19 protein-coding genes are annotated in these 18,383 nt (G+C 73.4%); 8 read left to right on the top strand and 11 right to left on the bottom strand.

From position 1 onward, the window contains the following. The first annotated feature begins 80 nt into the window (after nt 1-80). The 3 genes from ACWC97_RS00625 to ACWC97_RS00635 are packed head-to-tail and all read left to right on the top strand — an operon-like array spanning nt 81 to nt 1,985. A complete protein-coding gene (locus ACWC97_RS00625) occupies nt 81-1,043 on the top strand; it encodes an iron-containing redox enzyme family protein (RefSeq protein ID WP_352276666.1) in 963 nt (320 codons plus the stop codon). Nucleotides 1,044-1,081: 38 nt separating this feature from the next. Next, on the top strand, nt 1,082-1,771 hold the full coding sequence (locus ACWC97_RS00630) for a HemK2/MTQ2 family protein methyltransferase (protein ID WP_450646555.1): 690 nt from the start codon (nt 1,082-1,084) through the stop codon (nt 1,769-1,771). Beyond that, on the top strand, nt 1,755-1,985 hold the full coding sequence (locus ACWC97_RS00635) for a CDGSH iron-sulfur domain-containing protein (protein WP_352276663.1): 231 nt from the start codon (nt 1,755-1,757) through the stop codon (nt 1,983-1,985). The genes ACWC97_RS00630 and ACWC97_RS00635 overlap by 17 nt, the downstream gene beginning before the upstream one ends. A 74-nt stretch (nt 1,986-2,059) precedes the next feature. Here the strand turns inward: ACWC97_RS00635 and ACWC97_RS00640 are convergent, their stop codons facing one another. From ACWC97_RS00640 to ACWC97_RS00680, 9 genes are all read right to left on the bottom strand, one after another. Beyond that, complete coding sequence (locus tag ACWC97_RS00640) at nt 2,060-2,890, bottom strand: DUF1295 domain-containing protein (protein WP_450646557.1); 831 nt, start codon at nt 2,888-2,890, stop codon at nt 2,060-2,062. After that, nucleotides 2,887-4,173, bottom strand: coding sequence for a cyclopropane-fatty-acyl-phospholipid synthase family protein (locus ACWC97_RS00645; protein WP_352276660.1), 1,287 nt, complete (start codon nt 4,171-4,173; stop codon nt 2,887-2,889). Before ACWC97_RS00645 ends, ACWC97_RS00640 begins: the two co-directional genes overlap by 4 nt. Continuing rightward, nucleotides 4,170-5,489: a class I SAM-dependent methyltransferase gene (locus ACWC97_RS00650; RefSeq protein WP_450646559.1), complete on the bottom strand. Its 1,320-nt coding sequence runs from the start codon at nt 5,487-5,489 to the stop codon at nt 4,170-4,172. Before ACWC97_RS00650 ends, ACWC97_RS00645 begins: the two co-directional genes overlap by 4 nt. Next, nucleotides 5,486-6,241 (bottom strand): DUF1365 domain-containing protein, encoded by a 756-nt coding sequence (locus ACWC97_RS00655; protein WP_450647446.1) that lies wholly within the window; start codon nt 6,239-6,241, stop codon nt 5,486-5,488. The genes ACWC97_RS00650 and ACWC97_RS00655 overlap by 4 nt, the downstream gene beginning before the upstream one ends. Then, a complete protein-coding gene (locus ACWC97_RS00660; protein WP_352276655.1) occupies nt 6,235-7,542 on the bottom strand; it encodes an NAD(P)/FAD-dependent oxidoreductase in 1,308 nt (435 codons plus the stop codon). Before ACWC97_RS00660 ends, ACWC97_RS00655 begins: the two co-directional genes overlap by 7 nt. Nucleotides 7,543-7,781: 239 nt before the next feature. Next, entirely contained in the window at nt 7,782-8,531 is a 750-nt protein-coding gene (locus tag ACWC97_RS00665) for an anti-sigma factor (RefSeq protein WP_352276654.1), read from the bottom strand. After that, nucleotides 8,528-9,121, bottom strand: a complete 594-nt coding sequence (gene sigK, locus ACWC97_RS00670) for an ECF RNA polymerase sigma factor SigK (RefSeq protein WP_450646561.1) — start codon at nt 9,119-9,121, stop codon at nt 8,528-8,530. Before sigK ends, ACWC97_RS00665 begins: the two co-directional genes overlap by 4 nt. Nucleotides 9,122-9,465: 344 nt before the next feature. Further along, nucleotides 9,466-10,257 carry a hypothetical protein gene (locus tag ACWC97_RS00675; RefSeq protein WP_352276652.1) on the bottom strand — a complete coding sequence of 264 codons (792 nt, stop codon included), beginning with the start codon at nt 10,255-10,257 and terminating at the stop codon, nt 9,466-9,468. Beyond that, nucleotides 10,254-11,087 carry a hypothetical protein gene (locus tag ACWC97_RS00680; protein WP_352276650.1) on the bottom strand — a complete coding sequence of 278 codons (834 nt, stop codon included), beginning with the start codon at nt 11,085-11,087 and terminating at the stop codon, nt 10,254-10,256. The genes ACWC97_RS00675 and ACWC97_RS00680 overlap by 4 nt, the downstream gene beginning before the upstream one ends. 215 nt (nt 11,088-11,302) lie before the next feature. Here ACWC97_RS00680 and ACWC97_RS00685 point away from each other — a divergent pair, with 215 nt between their 5' ends. Both ACWC97_RS00685 and ACWC97_RS00690 read left to right on the top strand, forming a co-directional pair. After that, the gene (locus ACWC97_RS00685) at nt 11,303-13,657 is read left to right on the top strand and encodes an ATP-binding protein (protein WP_450646564.1); all 2,355 of its coding nucleotides are present in this window, start codon (nt 11,303-11,305) and stop codon (nt 13,655-13,657) included. A gap of 123 nt (nt 13,658-13,780) precedes the next feature. Further along, a complete protein-coding gene (locus tag ACWC97_RS00690) occupies nt 13,781-14,386 on the top strand; it encodes a CBS domain-containing protein (protein WP_352276647.1) in 606 nt (201 codons plus the stop codon). A 25-nt stretch (nt 14,387-14,411) separates the two neighbouring features. Here the strand turns inward: ACWC97_RS00690 and ACWC97_RS00695 are convergent, their stop codons facing one another. Then, a complete protein-coding gene (locus ACWC97_RS00695) occupies nt 14,412-14,972 on the bottom strand; it encodes an Rv1733c family protein (RefSeq protein ID WP_450646566.1) in 561 nt (186 codons plus the stop codon). Between the two features lie 41 nt (nt 14,973-15,013). Further along, nucleotides 15,014-15,472 carry an Hsp20/alpha crystallin family protein gene (locus ACWC97_RS00700; protein WP_352276644.1) on the bottom strand — a complete coding sequence of 153 codons (459 nt, stop codon included), beginning with the start codon at nt 15,470-15,472 and terminating at the stop codon, nt 15,014-15,016. 308 nt (nt 15,473-15,780) lie between these two features. Between ACWC97_RS00700 and ACWC97_RS00705 the strand changes: the two genes are divergently transcribed. The 3 genes from ACWC97_RS00705 (at nt 15,781) to ACWC97_RS00715 (ending at nt 18,154) form a co-directional block, all read left to right on the top strand. Then, the gene (locus tag ACWC97_RS00705) at nt 15,781-16,854 is read left to right on the top strand and encodes a DUF2776 family protein (RefSeq protein ID WP_352276643.1); all 1,074 of its coding nucleotides are present in this window, start codon (nt 15,781-15,783) and stop codon (nt 16,852-16,854) included. A gap of 105 nt (nt 16,855-16,959) precedes the next feature. Further along, complete coding sequence (locus ACWC97_RS00710) at nt 16,960-17,298, top strand: GNAT family N-acetyltransferase (RefSeq protein WP_352276641.1); 339 nt, start codon at nt 16,960-16,962, stop codon at nt 17,296-17,298. 52 nt (nt 17,299-17,350) lie between these two features. After that, nucleotides 17,351-18,154 carry an N-acetyltransferase gene (locus ACWC97_RS00715; RefSeq protein ID WP_450646569.1) on the top strand — a complete coding sequence of 268 codons (804 nt, stop codon included), beginning with the start codon at nt 17,351-17,353 and terminating at the stop codon, nt 18,152-18,154. The last annotated feature ends 229 nt before the right edge of the window (nt 18,155-18,383 follow it).

An 18,383-nucleotide genomic window follows, 5' to 3' on the forward strand; every position in this document is an offset into this window, starting at 1 on the left:
CATCGTAGGTGGATGTGAACGTCTCGCCCGACGGGCGTTGCCGTGTTCCGCACGCCCGGAGCGGGCCGGAGGGAAGCGCGATGCACGAAGCCCCCACCACGCCGCCGCTGCCGCGCCCCAGAGGGGTGCTGTCGGCAGCGGTGACCGACGCGCTGCTGAGCCGGTCCGCACCGCCAGGGATCACGACGGCGTGTCCGGGCGACCCGTACGGCGAGGATCTGCAACTCGCCCTGTACACCGCTTACGAACTCCACTACCGCGGCTTCCAGGGCGTCGATCCGGGGTGGGAGTGGGACACCGGTCTGCTCTCCCTGCGGGCTTCGCTGGAGGACCGCTTCCTCACCGCGCTGCGCCGGGACGTGCCCGCTCCAGGACCGCTGGCCGACGTCCTGGCCGAACTGCTGGTCCAGCCCGTCGATCCCGACGGAGTGTCCCAGTTCCTCGCGCGACGGGGCACGTTGGAGAATCTGCGCGAATACGCGCGGCAGCGTTCCCTCTACCACCTGAAGGAGGCCGATCCGCACGCCTGGGTGCTGCCCCGGCTGAGCGGACGGGCCAAGGCCGGGATGGCCGCCGTGGAGTTCGACGAGTTCGGCGGCGGCAGGGCGGACCGCGTCCACGCACGGCTGTTCGCGGACCTCATGTCGGACCTCGGGCTGAACACCGGATACGGGTACTACCTGGACCACGGGTACGCCGAGATGCTCGCCCTCGTCAACGCCATGTCCCTGTTCGGGCTGCACCGGTCGCTGCGCGGCGCCCTCGTGGGGCACTTCGCCGCCGTCGAGATCACTTCGTCTCCGGCCTCCCGGCACCTCGCCCGCGCAATGGCCCGTACCGGCGCGGGACCGGCCGCACAGCACTTCTACGACGAACACGTCGAAGCCGACGCCGTGCACGAACAGGTGGTCCGGAACGACGTGATCGGCGGGCTCCTCGACGACGAACCCGAGCTGGAGCCGGACATCGCGTTCGGCATCGCCGCCACCTCGTTCCTCGAGGACCGCCTCGGCCGGAGGCTCCTCGCAGGGTGGGGAGTGTGACGCGCGTGCGTCACCGGAACGGGAGAGGGCGGGACGACATGGACGCCGAAGCCGACCGCACACGCACCCACGCACAGCCGCCGTTCCTCGTCACGCTCCCCGGGGTCTACGCACCGCAGAGCGACACCCGGTTGCTGCTGGCGGCACTCGAACGGGAACGTACCGGCCCCGGGACCCACGTGCTGGACATCGGGACGGGCAGCGGCGCCCTGGCCCTGCGAGCCGCCCAACTGGGCTGCGAGGTGACGGCCGTGGACATCGCACTCCGGGCGGTCGTCACCGCACGCCTCAACGCGATGCTGCACCGCCGCCGGATCACCGTACGCCGCAGCGATCTCACGTCCGCCGTCGGAGCACGCTCGTTCGACCTCGTCCTGTGCAACCCGCCCTACGTTCCGGCACCGGGCATCCCCCGCCACGGCGCGGCCCGCGCCTGGAACGCGGGCCGCGACGGCCGGGAGCTGATCGACCGTGTCTGCGCGGGGGCGCCCTCGGTGCTGCGGCGCGGTGGCGGGGTCCTTCTCATGGTGCACTCCGGGCTCTGCGGCGCCGAAGCCACCCTCGGCAGGCTCGAACGCGCGGGGCTGAACGCCACCATCAGCAGCCGGGTCCGCATCCCCTTCGGTCCCGTGCTGCTCTCGCGGCTCCGATGGCTGCGCGACCACCGGCTGGTGCGCCATGACGACACGAACGAGGAACTGGTGGTCATCCGTGCCGAACGCCCCTGACGCACCGTGCCGCGTCACCCTGACCGAAAGCGGCCCCGTCCTCGTGGAGGGGCCGGTGGAAGTCACCGCACCGGACGGGTCCGTGCACTCCTCCGACCGCTTCGTCGTCGCGATCTGCACCTGTCGGCGCAGCGCCATCTTCCCCTGGTGCGACACCAGCCACCGCACCCGGCCCTGTCTGCGCGACGCCGCCCCGCGAACGACGAGAGCCTGAGGCCCCCTCACGGAACGGCCGTCCCGGCGGGCCGGGAGCACGGCGTGCGTCCCTCAGGTCCAGGACGGACCCGCTCACTCGATGCCCGTCGGCCCGGCGGGACCGGGCCTCTTCGGGGGCAGCGGCAGGAAGCCGCTGGTGCGGGCGGCGTAGTCGGCGTAGCCGGGACGGTGGGACATGTGCTTCTCCAGAAGGCGTTTGCCGCTGCCGACGGTCAGCAGCAGGGTCATCAGGACCGGGGAGAGGAGAACGGCGAGGGCCGGCTGCCAGGCGGTGCAGGCCAGCAGGTACAGGCCCCACCAGACGAGGCTGTCCCCGAAGTAGTTGGGGTGCCGGGTCCAGGCCCACAGGCCCCGGTCCATGATCCGTCCCCGGTTGGCGGGATCCTCCTTGAAGCGCGCCAGTTGGTGGTCCCCCACGGATTCGAAGCCGAGCCCGAGGGCCCAGACCGCGATCCCGCAGAAGGCCGGCAGGTCCAGGGGCCGGGAGCTGTAGGAGGCGGCCTGGACGGGGAGGGAGATGATCCAGACGAGGGCCGCCTGGGCCAGGTAGACGGTGCGCAGCGCGTAGCGGGTCCGGTTGCCGGGGGCCTTGTCCAGGAGGGCGGTGTAGCGCGGGTCCTCGCCGTGGCCGCGGGAGCGCCGTGCGATGTGCGCGGAGAGTCGCAAGCCCCAGACGGTGGTGGCTGCGGCGACGAGCAGGCGTCGGCCGTCGTCCCCGTGTCCGTCGGAGAGAAGCCAGGTGACGACGGCGACGGCACTGAAGGCGAGGCCCCAGGCGATGTCGACGAGGCGGTGCAGGCCGCGGCGGGCGGCGACGGCGAACGTGGCGAGGAGCACTGCCCCCGCCGTGGCCGCGCAGGCGGCGAGGTTGACGGCGAGGGCGCCCCAGTCGGTGCCGGTCATGCCGGGCTCTGGGCGGTGTACCAGGTGGCGGGGGTCGCGGGCATGGCGGAGGTCCCCTCGCGGGTGGGGCGCACGGCGAGGATCTGGTCGACGCCCATGCGGCGTTCGGTGAAGGCGAGCGAGGCCCCGGCCAGGTAGAGGCGCCACACCCGCCCGGTCGTCTCCCCGACGAGGGCCCGGACCTCGTGCCACCGGTCCTCCAGGGTGGCGCGCCAGGCGTCGATGGTGGCCGTGTAGTGCTCGCGGAGGGATTCGGCCGACCGGACCTCCAGGCCGGCGGTCTCCAGCAGGTCCACGGTCCGGCCGAGGGGGCGCATGTGCATGTCGGGGGCGATGTACGTCTCGATGAAGGCGCCTCCGCCGGGTGCGTGGGCGCCGCGCGACATCTGCTGGATCAGCAGCCGGCCTTCGGGGCGCAGCGCGTCGTGCAGCTTCGTGGCGAAGGCGGGGTACTCGGCGTCGCCGACGTGTTCGCCCATCTCGACGGCGGCGGCCGCGTCGTAGCCGCCGCCGTCGATGTGCCGCCAGTGCCGCAGCCGGACGTCCACCAGGTCGGCGACCCCCTCGCGCGCGGCCCGCTCGGTGACGAATTCCTGCTGGGCGCGGGAGAGGGTGACGGCGGTGACGCTGACCTTGTGTTCCCGGGCCGCGTGAACGGTGAGGGAGCCCCAGCCGCAGCCGACGTCGAGCAGCCGGTCCCCGGCGCGCAGTCCGAGCTTGCGGCAGATCAGTTCGAGCTTGTCCCGCTGGGCGTCGGCGAGCGTGTACGCGGGACCTGCGGGCCGGGTCCAGTAGGCGCAGGAGTACGCCATCGACTCGTCCAGCAGGAGCGCGTAGAAGTCGTTGGACAGGTCGTAGTGATGGCTGATCGCCGCCCCGTCCCGGGAGGCGCTGTGCAGGCCGCCGGTGAGGCGGGCCCGCCCCTGGGGACGGGGCGGGGGCGGACCGGCCGCGCCGAGGCGTAGGGCGAGCGCGGCCGCCGCCGCCACGCCCGTGGGCCCGAGGCGGGCGACGGGACGGGCTCGGACGGTCCGGCCGGCCCGTGACAGGGCGTCGGCGAGGTCGCCGTCGACATCGAGGTCTCCGGTGACATACGCCTCGGCGAGTCCGAGTTCGCCCGGCTGCCACAGCACGCGGCGCAGGGCGGCGGGTGAGCGGAGCGTGACGAGAGGGGCGTTGGCGGGGCCGGCCTGGCTGCCGTCCCAGGCGCGGACGCGCACGGGGAGGGGGCCGGGGAGGAAGTGGCCGATGAGCTGGGCGAGTCGGTCGGCGGCATGCTTCATCGGTGGGTCCCTTCGGTGAGGAGCAGTTGGCGCACGTCGAGGTAGCCGGAGCGGAATCCGGCTTCCGAGTAGGCGAGGTAGAACTCCCACATGCGCTGGAAGACGGTGTCGAAGCCGAGGGCCGTGACGGTGGGCCGGGCCGCGGTGAACCGTTGCCGCCACAGGCGGAGGGTTTCCGCGTAGTGGTCGCCGTAGCCGTGGTCGGCGGCGGTCGTCAGTCCGGCGGCGGCGGAGTGCCGGGCGATGGCCCGGCGGGAGGGGATCAGGCCGCCGGGGAAGACGTACTTGCTGATCCAGGTGTGGGTGGCGGCGGTGCGCCGCATCTGCCGGTGGCCCATGGTGATGGACTGCAGGGCGATCCTGCCGCCGGGGGCGAGCGCGCGGCGCAGCGCGGTGAAGTAGGAGGGCCAGAACTCGGCGCCGACCGCCTCGATCATCTCGACGCTGATCACGGCGTCGTGGCGGCCCTCGGCGTCGCGGTAGTCGCGTAGTTGGACGTCCACCAGGTCGGAGAGCCCGGCGGCGGCGATGCGCGCGCGGGCGAGGCCGGCCTGTTCGGCGGAGAGGGTCAGGGTGGTGACGCGGGCGCCGCGGGCTGCGGCGCGCAGGGCGAGTTCGCCCCAGCCGGTGCCGATCTCCAGCAGCCGGGTGCCGTCGCCGACCCGGGCCAGGTCCAGGAGCCGGTCGATCTTGCGGTGCTGGGCGTCGGCGAGGGAGGCGAAGTCGGCGGGTAAGCCGGTGAAGACCGCGGAGGAGTAGGAGAGGGTGGGGTCGAGGAAGGCGGCGAAGAGGTCGTTCGACAGGTCGTAGTGGTGCTGGATGTTCTCGCGGGACCCGGTGCGGGTGTTGCGGTCGGCGGCGGGTCGGGCGGACGTCCACACACCGCGCAGCCGCCGCAGGGGGGCTGGGACCAGCTCGTCGACGTGGCGTGCGAGGACGGTCAGTACCCCGGCCAGGTCGTCGCTGTCCCATTCACCGGCCATGTAGGACTCGCCGAAGCCGATCAGGCCGTGGCGGCCGATGCGCCGGTGGAAGGCGTCCGGGTCGTGGAGGGTCAGCCGCGGGCCGGGGGCTCCGGCGCCGGGCGCGGTCAGGCCGAGCCGGTCCAGGGCGCGTCCGACCAGGAGTCCGGCCAGGGCGGTCCGGGCGGCTCCGGACGCCGGAAGCAGGGCCACGTCCGGCCAGCGGCCGGTGTCGACCTCGCTGCGGCGCGCGGCGGGGACGGTGGCACGGGCGGGATGGGTCCGTTGCCGGGGGCCGGTACGCGGGGGGTTTCCGGCGGTGCGGCCGTGGGGCGTGGTGGCGGGCTGGGTCACGACGGCGTGCCTTCCTGAGGGGCGGTCCGGGGACGGGGATGTACGGGCAGGCCGCGGAGCAGCAGGTGGATGCCGTGGCGGCGGATGCCGGCCCAGACGGCGGCGGTCGACCAGGGGCTGCGGGCGGCGGCGGACAGCAGGGCGGGGACGGTGGCGGGGCGTCGGCGGCCCCGGACGACGGCGGTGAACGCCCGGCCCTCCTCGTTCTCCAGGTGGACGGCGAGCCGCAGCCGGTCGTCGGGCGGCGGCAGCCGCATCCGGTAGTGCCCCTCGACGGCGAAGAAGGGCGAGACGTAGAACGCCTTGTCGGTCTCCGCCCCACCGGTGGCGTCGGTGCGCAGCAGGTAGCAGTGGCGTTGCCCGTAGGTGTTGTGGACCTCGGCCACGACGCAGACCAGGGCGCCGGAGCGGTCGTGGCACCAGTAGACGGTGAGCGGGTTGAAGACGAAGCCGAACACCCGGGCGTGCGCCAGCATCGTGACGCGCCCGCCGTCGAGGTCGATGCCGTGGGCAGCGAGGTGTGCGTCGAGTCCGGCACGGATGGAATCGGTGCCGCCGCCGAAGTGGTCGCGGGCGTCGAACCGGGCGAGCGGGCGCACCGGCCGGGGCAGCACCGGCAGCCGGTCCAGGTCCACGCACCACAGGTAGGTGCGGTGCCGGAAGGAGTGGCGCAGCGGGGTGGTGCGGGCATGTGTGATCACGCACTCGTAGAGCGCCGCGGGGGCGGCGGGTCGCGCGGCCCCGGTCACCAGCGCACCCCCAGGGACCGGGCGGCCCGTACGCCGGAGCGGCAGCCGTCCTCGTGGAAGCCCCAGCGGTGCCAGGCCCCCGCGTAGGCGGTCACCCCGTCGTTCAGGCGCGGCAGCCGTTTCTGTGCGGCGACGGAGGCAGCCGTGTACACCGGGTGCTCGTAGACCATCCGCTCCACGACGCGGTCGGCGGCGATGCCGTCCTCCCCGCCCAGGGTGACGATGTAGTCGGCACCCTCGGGCAGGTCCTGGAGACGCCGCATGTCGTAGCTGACGCGGACGGGCTCCGCCGAGGGGTCGCAGCCCGGCATCCGGTAGTTCCAGGAGGCGCGGGCGCGTGGCGAACGCGGCAGGACCCGGGTGTCGGTGTGCAGCACGGTGGGGTTGCGCGAGTAGGTGAACGAGCCCAGGAGCAGCTGTTCCTCCTCGGTCGGGTCGGCGAGCACACGCAGCGCCTGGTCGGGGTGCGTGGCGATCACCACGGCGTCGAAGGCGTCGGTGCCGCCGTCCCCGGTGGTGATCAGCGCGCCCCGGCCGGTGCGCCGGACGGTGTCGACCGGGCTCGAGGTGCGGATGCGCTGGACGTGTTTCGCGGCGGCGGTGACGTAGGCGCCGGAGCCACCCGTCACGGTCTTCCACTGCGGGGAGCCCGTGACGGACAGCAGGCCGTGGTGGTGGAGGAAGGCGAACAGGTAGGCGGCGGGGTAGGAGAGGGCCGTCGTCGCCGGGCAGGACCACACCGCGGCGACCAGGGGCAGGGCGAAGTGGCTGACGAAGTAGGGGGAGAACCCGCCCTCGCGCAGGAAGTCCCCGAAGGTGACGCCGGGGTGGACCTTGCGGGCGAGGAGGCGGCGGGCGCGGCGGTGGAAGACCGGTACCTCCGCCAGCAGCCGTACATGGCGGCCGCGCCGGGCCGCTCGGGAGGCGAACAGGGCAGCCGGGCCACGAGCCCCCGCGTACTCCAGGTCACAGCCGTCGCAGCGGACCGACATGCTCATCTCGGCGTCCTGCGTGCCGATGTCCAGTTCACGGAAGAGCCGGAGCAGGGTGGGATAGGTGCGCTCGTTGTGGACGATGAACCCCGAGTCCACGGCCACCGTGCCCCCACCGGGTTCCGGCAGTTCGCGGGTGTGGGCGTGACCGCCGAGCCGGTCGTCCGCCTCGTACAGGGTGACCTCGTACGAGGACGCCAGGATGTAGGCGGCGGTGAGACCCGCCACGCCGCCTCCCACGACAGCCGCTTTCCGCGCTTCCCTCACAACCGCTCCCACCCATCGGTACGCCGCCAGGCCGCTGCGTCTCATCCGTACTTCGCAGCGGCCGGGCGGTCGGATTGGGTGAGATCCACGGCGGTGTGACGTCGTGTCGCGGGAATCGTGCGTGTGTTCAGGCGGAGAGCCCGGTGAGCTGTGCGGTCGGGGTGGCGGCGGGCGGGCGGAACCCACCGACGGGGTCCCCGGTCCCCGGGGTGCGGGGCATGGGGGATCTCGATCCGGTGCGTCGGTGGCGGCACACCGCCGATGATCGCGGTGGTCTGCCCCGATCAGGTGGGGAAGGCCATCAGGAGCAGAGGATCGGTGGTGGGCCGGGGGGAGCCTCCGGCGGGTTCGAGGGTGAGGCCCACGGCGCCGGCGTCCGCGGGGTCACCGTCGAGGACGACGGTGCCGTCGTGGTCGATGAGTCCGGCGGGGCGCATGGTGCCGTCGTGGTCGAGCCACAGCTGGTAGGTCCTGCCCGCCCCGGGTGCGGGGAGGCCGGCGGCGGTGAAGACGGCCTTGTTCTGCCGTCCGGAGGAGACCACGGTGGTCAGGGCTCCGTTGGCCGCCTTTCCGTGGAGGGTGCGGGCGTCGGGGGCGGCCAGGACGGCGCTGACTGTGTCGAGTTGCTGCTGGGCCCGTCGGGCCTGCTGCTTGAGCCCCTGTCCGTTCTGCGCCTGCCACACGGCGACGCCGCCGAGTGCGGCGGCGGCGACACTGGCGGCCAGGGCCAGGGGCACGGCACGGCGGCGCAGCATGTCGCCGAGCGCGGGCACGGCCGCGGGGGCGGGCACGCGCGGGGGCAGTTGACGGACCCCGTCGATGGCTTCCATGACCCGCTCCTTGGCAGCCACGGGCGGCGGCTGGGAGACGGCCGCGGCCAACCGGGCTGCGGTGGCTTCGAACTCGGCCGCTTCCTGCCTGCACGCCTCGCAGGCGTGAAGATGGGCGTCGAAGGCTTGCCGCTCGTCGTCGTCGAGGGCTCCGAGGGCGTAGGCGGCGGCGAGGGTGTGGGCGTCGGTGGCGTGGTGTTTCATGTGGTCACCCCCATGCAGTCGCGGAGCCGGATGAGCCCGTCGCGCATGCGTGTCTTGATGGTGGGAAGAGGAGCGCGCAGGGCTTCGGCGACTTCACGGTAGGTCAGCCCCCGGTAATAGGCCAGGGTCACCGCCTGGTGCTGCAGCTCGGTCAACCCCTGCAGGCAGCGGCGGACCTGCTCCGATTCCAGGCGGGTCTCGACCTGCTCGGCGACCTCGTCGAAGGCGGTGGTGTGCTCGCGGGCGGCCTGGGCGTGCTCGCGGTCGGTGGCGGCCTGGGCGGAGCGGACCCGGTCCACCGCGCGCCGGTGGGCGATGGTGGCGGCCCAGGTCGTCACGGAGCCGGCGTCGGGGCGGTAGCGGGCGGCCTGCCTCCACAGGTCGATCATGACCTCCTGCGCGACCTCCTCGGACTGTGCCCGGTCGCGTACGACTTTGACCACGATCCCGAACACCATGGGTGCCAGGGCGTCGTAGAGGGCGGAGAACGCCTCTTTGTCGCCGTGGGCGACCTTCTGCATGACGTCGTCGAGGTCGCGTCGGGCAGGGTCGCAGGCGCGGCGGGCGCTGAAGGGGACGGGTTGGTTCACCTCTGGGGCTCCAGCTGTGGGGAGAAGGCGAATAGGCGGCCTGGTGCGGCCGTCTGGGGGCGGGGCGTCCATCGCATGCCGGTCCTCGGGTTGTCGCTGAGCGGAGCCGGACCGGCCCGGGGATGGTCCGGCCTCGGGGAACATGTGCTGTGTCGCTCGTTCTTCGTAGCCGACAGGCCCGCGGATGGGGTACTTCTTCGCCACCCGCCCGCCGCTTCCGACGAACCGACCTCGACGCACCTGCTCCGGCTCGCCCGGACCGTCGGCGCGGCCGGCACCGGCCGGGGCACCGCCGCTCCCCTCGTGGTTCCGCCTGGCGGCCGCCGCGCCGCGGACCGGGCGGGTCAGCGGTAGGCCCTGCCGCGCACGTAGGCGATGACGAGGGAGATCGCGGTGATCGCGCACACCAGCATGCCGATGGACAGGAACGCGTAGCCCGCTTCGCCGATGCCCGGTTCGGTCCGCACCATGGTCATGCCCGCGCCCGTGGTGACCCGGTGTTCCTCGTCCGGGTGGTCCAGGATGTAGAGGATCATCGCGGGGATCGCCGCCGCGCACGCAGCGGCCGCCGCCAGCAGCCAGGCGCCCGCCCGGCCGTACCAGGGGGTCCGCGGTTTCAGAGCGACGTGCGGGCACCGGGCCAGCAGGACCCGTCCCAGGTCACCGGCGCGTTCGGCGAGTCCGTCGGTGCGCAGCCGGGTGCCGTCGTCGAGGCCGATCTCTATGCGGTAGCCGTTGCCGAGCCGGGTCGCGAGGCCGTTCACCGCGTCGCCGTCGACATGGAGCGAGGTGACGCGGTTCCAGGACCAGCCCGTGGTACCGCGCCGGGATCCATGGATCAGGCCCTCCTCGTGTGTCTCGAAGTACTCGCCCGGCTTGCCATGCAGCGCCCGGACGATCTGGGTCACCGCGACGATCACCGCGCCCAGGCAGAGACCGAGGACAAGGCCGACCGCCTTGTTGCCGCCGGGTGTGCCCTCGTCGGTCGCGGGCAGGGTCCCTGCGCCGAGCAGGCCGGACACAACGGCCACGAGCAGGGCCCAGCCCGCGTTCACCCATCGTTTCCGGTGGTCGACCGGATGGCGGCCGATCACCGGGCCCAGATCGCCAGGAGTGTTCCGTCCCGGGCCGGTCACCGGTCGGGGTCCTGGTGCCGCAGGTCGGTCAGGGCGGCGCCGTTGGCGAGGACGCGCTCCAGGGCCGCGTAGTCCGACCCGGGACGGCGGACGGGCCTGAAGACCTCCAGGCGGTCGCCTTCGGTGCTGTAGCCGGCCCTGGTGGCGCGCGGCTTCAGGGCCCGGCTGCCGACGTGCCCGGCCAGGCCCCGTACGTCGAGGAGGACGCCGGTGTTCGGACCTCCGGACACGAAGGCGATGCGGGACCACTTCAGCAGGCCCGGGAACGGATCGAGGGTCAGGCCGTCACGGGTGAACGTCAGGGCGCCCCAGCGGAACTCGCCGCCCTCGCCCAACTCTTCAAGGTGCCGTGCCGCGACGGCTTCGGCCACTTCCCTCGTGGCGCGCGTGGTGAACGGCCGGGCGTTGTCGACCGGGCCCCGGGTGGCCAGGCGCCAGAAGCCTGATTCCTGGCGGACCTTGATGTAGTCCAGGTCCTTGAGCCGGATCGGGCCGCCCTCGTACGGGCGCAGGACGGTCTTGACCACGTCGTGGGAGTGGCTGAAGTTGATGCGGACGGACACCTTGGTCGACTCGACGGAGGCGATCTCGTCCCAGGTGCGGCGCAGCGTCCGGCGTCCGGGGCGGCGGAACTCGAAGCCGTGCTCGTACTCTCGGAGCCGGATCCTGGTGTGCCGGACGCAGAGCGCGGCGCACCCGGCGGCCGCCGCGGGGACCGCCCACATGGCGACGAGGAAGGAGCCCTCGACGGCGTGGTCGCGGGCGACGACGCACATCACGATGAACACGATGACGAGTACGACGAACACGCTCAGGACCCGTCTGGACACCGCTCCCTGGTAGGTCCACACGCGCTCCCCCAGGCGCCCTGCCCGTTCGCCGTTCCCCGTTGCCGCGTCCGCCGTCAACGCACACCTCGCATGATCGTCCGATTCCACGTCGTCGAGTGTCGGACCGGTGCGCGTGCGGGGATACGGGAGAACTACTCAACTCTGCCCGCTGATCGGCCGGTCCCGGTCGTCGCACGTCCGTATGATGGCCGCCCATGAGGGCGGGGGCAGGCGAGTTGACGTCGCTTATCGGGCGACGGGCGGAGTGCTCGCGGATCGCGGGGCTGCTCTCCGGCGCCCGTCTGGTGACGCTCACCGGGGTCGGCGGTGTGGGCAAGACGCGGGTGGCGCTGCGGGTGGCCTCGGATGTGACGGGTTCGTTCCCCGACGGGGTGCACGTCGCCGAGCTGGCCGATCTGCGCGATGCCGAGCTGCTGGCGACGAGTGTCCTGGGCGCCCTCGACGCCGGCCGTCCGGTGCGTCCGGGGGCCGGGACGACGGCCGCGCTGGTGGACCGGCTGGGCGAGCGGCGCGTCCTGCTCGTCCTGGACAACTGCGAGCATCTGGTCGACGCCTGCGCCCGGCTCGTCGACACACTGCTGCGGGCCGCCCCCGGACTGCGTGTGCTGGCGACGAGCCGGCAGCCGCTCGGGATCGCTGGCGAGCAGGTGTTCCCGGTGGAGCCGCTGCCCGTGCCGGAGACCGGTGACGTCGCCGGGGCGGGGCGCCGGGCGCGTACTCCGAGCGGCAGTCCGGCGGTCGCGCTGTTCGCCGAGCGGGCCGCCGCCGTGCTGCCCGGCTTCACGGTGACGGAGGCCGACGCCGACGCCGTCGCGGAGCTGGTCCGCCGTCTGGACGGGCTCCCCTTCGCGATCGAGCTGGCCGCGGCGCGGGTCCGGAGCCTGACACCGCAGGAGATCCTGGAGCGGCTCACGGACCGGTTCGCACTGCTGACCGGGGGCAGCCGCGTAGCCGTCGACCGGCAGCGCACCCTGCGCGCGCTGATCGACTGGAGCCACGAGCTGTGCACGGAGCACGAGCGGCTGCTGTGGGCGCGGGCCTCGGTGTTCCGGGGCGGCTTCGACCTCGAAGGGCTGGCGCGGGTCTGCGCGGACGACCGGCTGCCGGCCGCCTCCCTGCTCGACGCCCTCGACGCGCTGGTGGCGAAGTCGATCGTCAACTGCCGGAGGGACAATGGGCGTTCGACCTACCACATGCTGGAGACGGTCCGGGAGTACGGACATGAGCGGCTGGTCGCGTCGGGCTCGCTCGACGCGCTCCGCGCCCGGCACCTGGACCACTACACGGAGCTGACCGCGCGGGCCGGGCAGGAGTGGTTCGGTCCCCGGCAGGTCGACTGGTTCACGCGGCTGCGGACGGACCGTCCGAACCTGCGCGCGGCCCTGGAGTTCTGCCTGGAGCGGCCCGGCCGGGCGCGGGCCGGTCTGGCGCTGGCCGTGTCGCCCCGGCACTACTGGCTCACGGCGGGGCTGCTGTCCGAGGGGCGCCGCTGGCTGTCGCTGCTGCTCGCCGCCGACCGGGCCCAGGGCGGCCCGGACACGGAGGAGGCCCGGGTCCGGGCCCTGGTCACCGACACCTACCTGGGCATTCTGCAGGGCGCCCCGGACGACGAGGTGGCCGACGCGCTCGCCGCGTGCGAGGGGGCGGCACGGCTCGGCGGTCATCGGCGGGAGGCGGCATGGGTCCGGCACCACCACGGGATCCTCGCCGTCTGGCGCGAGGACTTCGCGGGCGCCGCCGGGCTGTTCGTCCGGGCGTACACCGAGTTCCGTGCGCAGGGATGTCTCGACGCGGCACTCGAGTGCCGGGTCAAGTTCGCCATCGCGCACGCCTACGGGGGTGACGTCGCGACGGCCGCCGAGGCGTGCGGCGAGGTCGAGGACGCCGCGCGGGAGCGGGGCGAGTCGTGGCTGCGCGGGATGGCACTGCTCGCCCGTGCCCTGCTGGCGCGGCGCGCGGGTGCGCCCGGGGAGGCGATCGGACACGCCCGGGCGGCCATCGGCCTGCTGCGGCCCTTCGAGGACTGGTGGGACGTGGCCATGTGCGTGGAGGTGATCGCGTGGAGCATGCGGGACGCGCCACAGTCCGCGGCCCGGCTGCTGGGCGTGCTGCACCAGTTGTGGGGGTCGCTGGGCGGGCGGCTCGGCGCGGCGCCGTTCATGCGCGGGCAGCACCTGCGCTTCGACGCGGGGGTGCGGGAGGCGTTGTCCGGGGCGGTCTTCGAACGGGAGTTCCGGCGCGGGGCGCGGGCCACGGTGGACGAGGCGATGGCGTACGCACTGGACGATCCGGCCGGGGCGCCGGGGCTGACACGGCGGGAGAGCCAGGTCGCGGAGCTGGTCGCCGCGGGGCTCACGAACAAGGAGATCGCGGTGCGGCTGACGATCGCGCAGCGCACCGCGGAGAACCATGTCGAGCGCATCCTCGGCAAGCTGGGGTTCACGTCCCGTACGCAGCTGGCGGTGTGGACGTACGAGCAGCAGGGAGTGACCGCGCCGCGCGCCGACGGCGGGCGGCCCCGGCCCGTGGGCTCCGGCGGCGGGCGGTAGCGCACGATCCGCCCCGCCCGGGGCGGATCCGCGGGCGGGGCCGGACGGCCCTCGCCGGACGGGGCGGGTACCGGCGATCCTGAGAGGTGGCAGTACGGCACCGAGCACGGGAGGGAACCCGCCATGAGGCACCGAAGCGTCGCCGAGCTGATGACGCCGGCAGTCGTCAGCGTCGTACCGGAGACAGGCTTCAAGGAGATCGCCCGGCTCCTGGACGAGTTCGACATCACCGCGGTCTGCGTGGTGGACGGGTCGAACCGCCCGCTGGGGGTCGTCTCCGAGGCCGATCTCGTGCGTCGGCGCGCCGTCGGCTCCGGACGGGAGACCGCCGGGGCTCTCATGTCGAGCCCCGCGGTGGTCGCCCGGCCCGGCTGGAGCGTGGTGCGGGCCGCTCGTGTGATGGACCGGGAGCGGGTGAAGCGGCTGCCCGTGACCGACGACTCCGGGCGGCTCGTGGGCGTGCTGAGCCGGAGCGATCTCATCCAGCTCTTCCTCCGCAGGGACCGGGCGATCCAGGAGGAGATCATCGAGGACGTGATCACCCGCACGCTCGGCCTGAGCCCCTCGGATCTCTCCGTGGACGTCGAGGACGGCCTGGTCACCCTCAGCGGAACCGTGCGCCGCCCCGGGCTCGTCCCGGTCCTCCTCAGGCTCTGCAACAGCGCCGACGGGGTGGTCGGGGTCGTCGACCGGCTCCGCCACGAGGACGGCACCGACGCCGGTACGTGACGTCCGTGCCCGGGACCGGCCCGGTTCAGTCGTTGTCGGTCCCGCTCCGGGGCCGCCCGGACCACACGGGTTCCACCCGGGCCCACTCCCGGTCGAGCGCCGCGAAGGTGCGGGCCTCGGAGCGTCGCCGCATCACGAGGAGAACACCGGCCGCGGCCGCCCCGGCGGTCCCCGCCGCCGCGGTACCGCCGCAGAACGAGGTCAGCACCCGTTCCGTCCCGTCGTCAGGCGGCCGGGCCGGGGCACCCGCCGCGTCCACCCACACCGCAACCGTGCGCCCCTCGGGCGTCCGGGGCGGGACCTCGACCGTCCCGGAACGCCGGACGCCCTCGGGATAGACCCAGACCGCCGAGGCGACGGAATGCGGCCACCCGTCCTGCCCGGCCAGGGGCACCGAGGGCTCGGCCGCCCCGGTGGTCGTCGCCGTCACCCGGTGCAGCCGCCCGGTGTACGCACGCTCGGCCCGTACCCCGGCAGCCCACAGGAGCCCCGCCGTGACCACACCGCAGACCAACGCCACGACCAGGACCAACACCACGGCAACGCGCCCGTGCACGTACCGGACCGGCTGCTCGTGGACGCTCATCACGCACCTCCCGACGGGACCTCACACACGTCCGGCCCGGCTCACCCCCGGTCGCCCCCGCCCGTGGTCCCGGCCCGCCTCACCGGAATGGTCCGCGCTTCCCGGACCCGCTGGTCGGGCATCGGGACGCGGACGGTGAGGATGCCGTCCGCGTAGGAGGCTTCGACGCCCTCGGCGGGCACCGGGTCCGGAAGACGCACGGTCCGGCGGAACGATCCGTAGCGGAACTCCGAATGCTCCGTGTCCCGGGTGCTCTCGCCGTGCTCGGCGCTCACCGTGACCAGGTCGTCGTCGACCGTGATCGTGATGTCCTTCTCCGGGTCCATTCCGGGAAGCTCGGCCCTCAGGACGTACGCGCCGTCGCCCCGGGTGACCTCCACCGGAATCGAGTGGGCCGCCGCGTCGGGGCGCCAGCCGGGCAGCCCGGGGAACTCCCTGCTGAACCAGTCGTTGAAGTCGGGGAAGACCTTGTGCCTGCGTTCCACCTTCGCACCGGTCATCGTCCTGCTCCTCGTGTACGGGCCCCGGGGCCTTCGCCCACGGACGGGCCGGTTCACGGAGCCCCTCCGGCCCCGCTCCTTCAAGCCTGCCTCCGACGCGGTGCGGTGCGCAGCGTCAGAAGGGGGCGCCGCCCGGGTGTCCGGTCGGTGCGGCCAGGCCGATGCGGGCCGGTCGTACCCCATACGCCGGCCCCTGATGGCGGAATCCATCGGCGTCCGCCCGGGGAAGCGCTCCTCACGCCGGGCCCGGTGGCAGCGCGGCACGGCGCGCATGAGGATGATGGGGATACCCATCGCCGGGAGGCCTGATGAACTACAAGGTCAGTGTCCTGTTCCGAGCCATTCCTCTGCTGATGGGCGCGGTGTCGGCCGCGCTCGGCGGATACGTGCTCGCCCACGCGTCCGGCCCGGCCGCCCACGTCGCGGGTCCGGTGCTCATCTTTCTGGCGGCCATCTGCCTGTGCCTGTTCGCGACCGCGGCGACCATCATCAGGCAGCTCATCGGCCGGTACACCACGCTGGACCGGTTCCTCTACCCGGTCTTCGGGTTCGCGGTCAGCGGGGTCACCGTGGGATACGGGCTCTCGCTGCTCACCGAGAGGCCGCGGCCGCCTCCCGACTTCGTCGCCGGGCACGTGATCTTCGGGGTCGGCATGATCTGCGTGTGCGTGTCGTGCGTGGCCACGGCCTCCACCCGCTTCGTGCTGATCACCGAGAACTCGGCGCTGCCGGAGGGCTCCGCACCGCGTTCGCCGGCGCCGTTCGGCCGGCCCGCCGTCCTGGCCCTGTCCGCGCTTCCGGTCCTCGCGTCCCTGGTCACCTGGGCCTGGGCCCTCACCCTGCTGGCCGGCGGGGGTGGCGGCCAGGCGGCGGGGCGGTTCACCGCCGGGCACGTCATGGCCGGGCTGGCGCTCGTCTGCACGTGCCTCATCGGCCTCGTGGCCAGCATCCTGCGGCAGATCCAGAACACCTACACCCGTCGGGAACGCGTGCTGTGGCCCGCCGCGGCCGCCGCCCTGGGTGCCATCGGTATCGTCTGGGCGCTGATCGTCCTCGCCGTGCACACCCGGCCCTCCCAGCTGGCCGCCCCCTTCGTCATGATCGGGCTGGGGCTGATCTGCTGGAGCATCCTCAGCAAGGTACTGCTGCTCGCGCTCGTCTGGCGGCGCGAGGCCCCGCTGGCGAACCGGGTCCCGCTGATTCCGGTCGGCACCGCGCTGCTCTGCCTGTTCCTCTCCTCGTTCCTCTTCGAGTCGGCCGATCCCGCCGTGGTCGTCGCGGCCCGTGTCCTCGTCGGCCTGGGCGCCATCTGCTTCTCGCTGTTCTCCATCGTCTCCATCCTGGAGAGCGGCACCGGAGGCGGGGACGACGCGCCCACGTGACCCGTGCACCGGCCACGAGCAGGCATCCGAACACCCGGGCGAGGCTCGGGGCTACCCTGATGATCAGCTTCTCATCCCCACCCCGCGTCCCAGGAACGGACCATCATGACCCAGGACACCCCCGCCCCCGTTGTCGAGCGCGTCGACGCACGGCACCGGTACACCATCCAGGTCGACGGGGAGCCCGCGGGCTTCACCGTCTACCGCGACCGGGACAAGCAGCGCGTCTTCTACCACACCGAGATCGACGACGCCTTCGCCGGCCGCGGCCTGGCATCGGTGCTCGTGACGGCGGCTCTCCAGGACGTACGGAACAGCGGCATGCGCATCGTCCCCGTCTGCCCGTACGTGGCCAAGTACCTCCAGAAGCACGACGGGTTCGCCGACATCACCGATCCGGTGACTCCGGAGATCCTCCAGTGGCTCCAGGGCGACCACGCCTGACCTGGGGTATTTCCCTTGGCGCGGGGCACGGCCCGTGGCAGGGTCCTGCGCCATGACAGAGAAAGAGACAGCGCTCGGGACCGCGACAGCCACGACGGACGAGGGCATCCGGATCACCCGGCTGGCCGAGCGCCCCGCACTGGCCTCGCGGCTCTACGAGATCGACGACTCCTGGCCCGTGTTCACCCACCACGAGCCGGTGGCGAACGCCCTGCTGAGCAGGGTGCCCGTGGAGTTCCCGGAGTACTGCGTGGTCGCGACGGACGGGGACCGGATCGTGGCGCGCGGGTTCGCCGTGCCGTTCGCCGCCGGGCTCGACGGCCGTGAGGAGATGCCCGACCAGGGCTGGGACCGGGTGCTGGTCTGGGCGTTCCAGGACCGGCAGGCCGGGCGCACACCGACGGCGGCCAGCGCGCTGGAGATCACCCTGGACGTCGGCCACCTCGGCCGGGGCCTGTCCTACCGGCTGCTGGCGGCGCTGCGGGAGGCTGTCGGCCGGCAGGGCCACGACGCCCTGCTGGCACCGGTCCGCCCCACGGCCAAGCACCTGGAGCCGCGCCTCCCCATGGCCGATTACCTCCGTCGGCGCCGGGACGACGGGCTGCCGGCCGACCCGTGGGTACGGGTGCACGTCAAGGCGGGCGGCACCGTCGAGAAGGTCGCGCCCGCCTCGATGACGGTGGCCGGTTCACTGGCCGAGTGGCGGCGGTGGACCGGGCTGCCGTTCGACCGGGACGGTGCCGTCGACGTACCCGGCGCACTGGCACCGGTCCACTGCGACACCGCGCGCGACCACGCCGTCTACGTCGAGCCCAACGTGTGGATCCGGCACGCCACCGGGCCGCGTACCGACTGAGACCCCGCACTCCCCCGCCTCCGGCACGCCGGCCGCCGTCGCGGCCGGGGCGTCCGTCGGGCGCCGTCCCGTCCGAGGACGGATCCGGCCGCCCTGCCGGAGGTGGGTCCGGGCGTTCCGTCCGAAGAGCGCCGCAGGTCGCGCGGGGCGGGCCCGAACTGTCCGAGGAAACGGGCCCCTCGGGGCATACGGCATATCTCGGCCATCCCCGCACGGCCCCCTTGGATGC

This window comes from Streptomyces sp. NPDC001108 (genome assembly GCF_053598535.1).